Source organism: Actinosynnema sp., assembly GCF_052038725.1.
Genome location: NZ_JBQGCX010000407.1, coordinates 1 through 3,641 on the forward strand (window position 1 = coordinate 1; position 3,641 = coordinate 3,641).

Consider the following 3,641-nt stretch of genomic DNA (forward strand, 5'->3'; position numbering starts at 1 on the left):
CAGGCCATCATGATCTCGAACCCGCCGGCGACCGCTGCGCCGTTGATCGCGGCGATCAGCGGCTTGGTGCGGCGGCGCTCGGTAATGCCGCCGAAGCCGCGCCCCGGGATGAGGCCGTGGCCCGCGCCGATCACGGCCGCCTCCTTGAGGTCCATGCCCGAGCAGAACACCGGCCCGGTGTGGGTGAGGACGACGACCCGCACGGCGTCGTCGGCCAGCGCGGTCACCAGGTGCGCGAGCAGCTCGCGGCGCAGCCGGGCGGAGAGGGCGTTGCGGTTGCGCGGCGAGTCGAGCACGACCGTCGCGACCCCGCGCCGAACCTCGTAGCGGACCAGCTGCTCTGCTGCCATGCGGGCACTCTGCCACGGCGCGGGCGGCCACTGCCAGCGGTCGGCGGGCGCCGCCCGCGCGACCCCGCACCCCCCTGATCCGCCCACCTCGCCACAAACCCCCCACCGCTCCCTGCGGCTCCCCGAACCGGGCCGGGACCGGGCGGGCCCGCGTTGCCCCAGCGTGTCCTCACCGCCGCGAGATCCGCGTAGCTTCGGCCGCCACTGCACGGTCGATCAACACGAGGGAGCGGGCGGATGTCTGCGCACAGCGGGTTCGGACAGGGGCGGGGCGTCTTCCGGCGCAAGCCCGTCCTGGAGGGCGACAGCCCGCACCAGGGCGGCGGGCTCACCAGGACGCTCGGTCTCTGGCAGCTCACCGCCATCGGCGTCGGCGGCATCATCGGCGCCGGGATCTTCTCGCTCGCGGGCGCGGTCGCCAACAAGACCGCGGGACCCGCCGTGCTCATCTCGTTCCTCGTCGCGGGCATCGCCAGCGCCGCCGCCGCGTTCTCCTACGCCGAGTTCGCCGGCCTCATCCCGCAGGCCGGCTCGGCCTACACCTACGGCTACGCCGTGCTCGGGGAGATCGTCGGCTGGTTCATCGGCTGGGACCTGCTGCTGGAGTACACCGCGATCGTGGCGGTGGTCGCGATCGGCATCTCCGGCTACTTCAACGAGCTCCTGAGCCTCCTCGGGCTGCACCTGCCGGAGTGGATGCTCGGCGCGCCCGGCACCGAGTCCGGCGACGCCGCCCCCGGCAGCTACAAGGTGAACCTGTTCGCCGCCCTGCTGTGCCTGCTGATCGCGTTCGTGCTCAACCAGGGCATGAAGAACGCCGCCCGCTTCGAGACCACCCTCGTCTACCTGAAGGTCGCGGTGGTCCTGCTGGTCGTGGTGGTGGGCGCGTTCCACATCGACACCGCCAACTACAACCCGTTCTTCCCGTTCGGGATCTCCGGCGCGCTGACCGGCGCGGCCACGGTGTTCTTCGCCGTCTTCGGCTACGACGCGATGAGCACGGCCGCCGAGGAGTCCACCGACTCGCGCAAGCACATGCCCAAGGCGATCCTGTACTCCCTGGCCATCTCGATGGTGCTGTACGCGCTGGCCTGCCTGGTGCTGACCGGCATGGTCCCGTACTCGCAGGTGGACACCGAGAGCGCCTTCGCCACCGCCTTCGCCGACGTCGGCCTGCCCGCGCTGGGCATCGTCATCTCCGTCGGCGCGGTCCTGGGCATCACCACGGTGCTGTTCACGTTCCTCATGGGCGCGGCCCGCGTCGGCTACTCGATGAGCCGCGACGGGCTGCTGCCCCGCTGGTTCGCCAAGACCCACCCGACCAAGCACGTCCCCACCCGCACCACCTGGGTGCTGGGCGCGGCGTCCGCCGTGATCGCCGGGTTCCTGCCGATCGCCGAGGCCGCCGAGCTGACAAACATCGGCATCCTGCTGGCGTTCGTGGTGGTGTGCGTCGCGGTGATCGTGCTGCGCTACCGCAGGCCGGACCTGCCGCGCACGTTCCGCACGCCGGGGATGCCGGTGGTGCCGGTGGTCGGCGTGGTGTTCTCGCTGTGGCTGATCACCTTCCTGGCCCCGGAGACGTGGCTGCGGTTCGCGGTGTGGTTCGCCATCGGCCTGGTCGTCTACTACGCCTACGGCAAGCGGCACTCGGTGCTCGCCGACCAGGGCGGCCGGAGCGCCGACCGGAACGAGCCGGGCTCAGGCTGACCCGCACCACCGGTCGACCACGTCGGCCAGCACGCCCAGCGGCAGCGGGCCGCCGCGCAGCACCAGGTCGTGGAACGCCCTGATGTCGAACGCGGCCCCGAGCCGGTCGCTCGCCACCCCGCGCAGGCGCTGGATCTCCAGCCGCCCCACCATGTACGACAGCGCCTGCGCGGGCGCCTCGATGTACCGGTCCACCTCGGCCTGGACGTCCGCCTCCGGCGCGGCCGTGCTCGCCCGCAGGTACTCGACGGCCCGCTCCCGCGTCCACCCGAGCGCGTGCATCCCGGTGTCGACCACGAGCCTGGCGGCGCGCAGCGAGTCCGCGCTGAGCATCCCCAACCGGGCCAGGTCGCCGCTGTAGAGCCCCATCTCGTCGGCCAGCCGCTCCGCGTACAGCCCCCACCCCTCCAGGTAGGCCTCGAACGCGGCGAACCGGCGCAGCGGCGGCAGGTCGGTCAGCTCCTGGGCCAGGGAGATCTGGAAGTGGTGCCCCGGCACCCCCTCGTGGAACGCGACCGCCTCGGCGCTGACCCGGTTCCGCTCGGCCGCCCGGTGGGTGTTGACGAAGTACGTGCCCGGCCTGCTGCCGTCCACGGCCGGGTCGACGTAGTAGGCCAGCGGCGCGTTGGGGGCCTCGTCGTCGGGCACGGTGGCGACCGCGCAGCGCTTGGCGGGCACGGACCCGAACCAGTCCCCCGCCGCCAGCTCGGCGCGCGCGAGGACCCGCCGGGCCAGCTCGACCATCTGCGCGCCGTCGGTCCAGCGCAGCTCCGGGTCGGCGAGCAGCCTGGCCCTGACCCCGGCGGCCCGCTCGCGCGCGTCGGCCCCCGGCAGCGGCCCGAAGACGCGCGCGCCGATCTCCTCGTACTCGCGGTCCAGCTCGGCCACCAGCCCGAGGCCGACCTCGTGCAGCTCGCGGGCGGTGCGCTCGGTGGTGGTGTAGGCGGCGACGAGCCCGGCGTAGTGCCGCTCGCCGTCGGCCAGCCAGCACTGGCCGGGCTCGTCGGCGCTCCGGCCGCGCGGGGCCACGCGCTCGCGCAGCACGTCCCGGTACCGGGCGAGGGCGGGGTCGACCAGCTCGGTGATCAGGCGCTCGCGCTCGGCGGCGGGCCCGGCGGACAGCGGCGGGACGCGCAGCGGGCCGGAGGGGTCGGCGAGGTGGCGGTCGAGCCGGGTGACGGCGGCGTCGACGAGGTGGGCGAGCGGGCGGCGGTCGGAGTCGAGCTGGCGGGTGGCCAGCGCCTCCAGGTCGCCGGGGACGGCGCGCAGGCGGGCCAGGTAGTCCAGCTCGCCCTGGCCCGACGCGGGTCTGACCATGGACAGCGAGGTGAGCAGCAGCGGCACGGGGGCGTTGAAGCCCTCGGCGTGGGTGTGCTCGACCAGGCGCGCCCCGAGCTTGGCGACCGTGCCCGCGGCCTGCTGGGCGACGACGGCCCTGGTGATCGGGTCGTCGTCGCCCTCGGCGGCGCGGGCGGCCCGCTCGGCCGCCCGGCGCGCGGCCCCGGCCTCGGCCTCGGCGCGCGGGTCGGGCAGCCGGTCGTCCCACCCCGGCACCCCGATGAGGGTCGCCATCAGCGGGTC

3 protein-coding genes are annotated in these 3,641 nt (G+C 74.3%); 1 reads left to right on the forward strand and 2 read right to left on the reverse strand.

Translation table 11 applies throughout. From position 1 onward, the window contains the following. Positions 1-350: enoyl-CoA hydratase-related protein (locus ACTUAL_RS08215; protein WP_440899822.1), on the reverse strand; the 350-nt coding region annotated here is incomplete at its 3' end. Positions 351-587: 237 nt separating this feature from the next. Between ACTUAL_RS08215 and ACTUAL_RS08220 the strand changes: the two genes are divergently transcribed. Continuing rightward, positions 588-2,060, forward strand: a complete 1,473-nt coding sequence (locus ACTUAL_RS08220) for an amino acid permease (protein ID WP_096491883.1) — start codon at positions 588-590, stop codon at positions 2,058-2,060. Here ACTUAL_RS08220 and ACTUAL_RS08225 read toward each other — a convergent pair. Then, the coding region (locus ACTUAL_RS08225) for a DUF885 domain-containing protein (RefSeq protein ID WP_440899823.1) at positions 2,052-3,641 on the reverse strand (1,590 nt) is incomplete at its 5' end. The genes ACTUAL_RS08220 and ACTUAL_RS08225 overlap by 9 nt on opposite strands.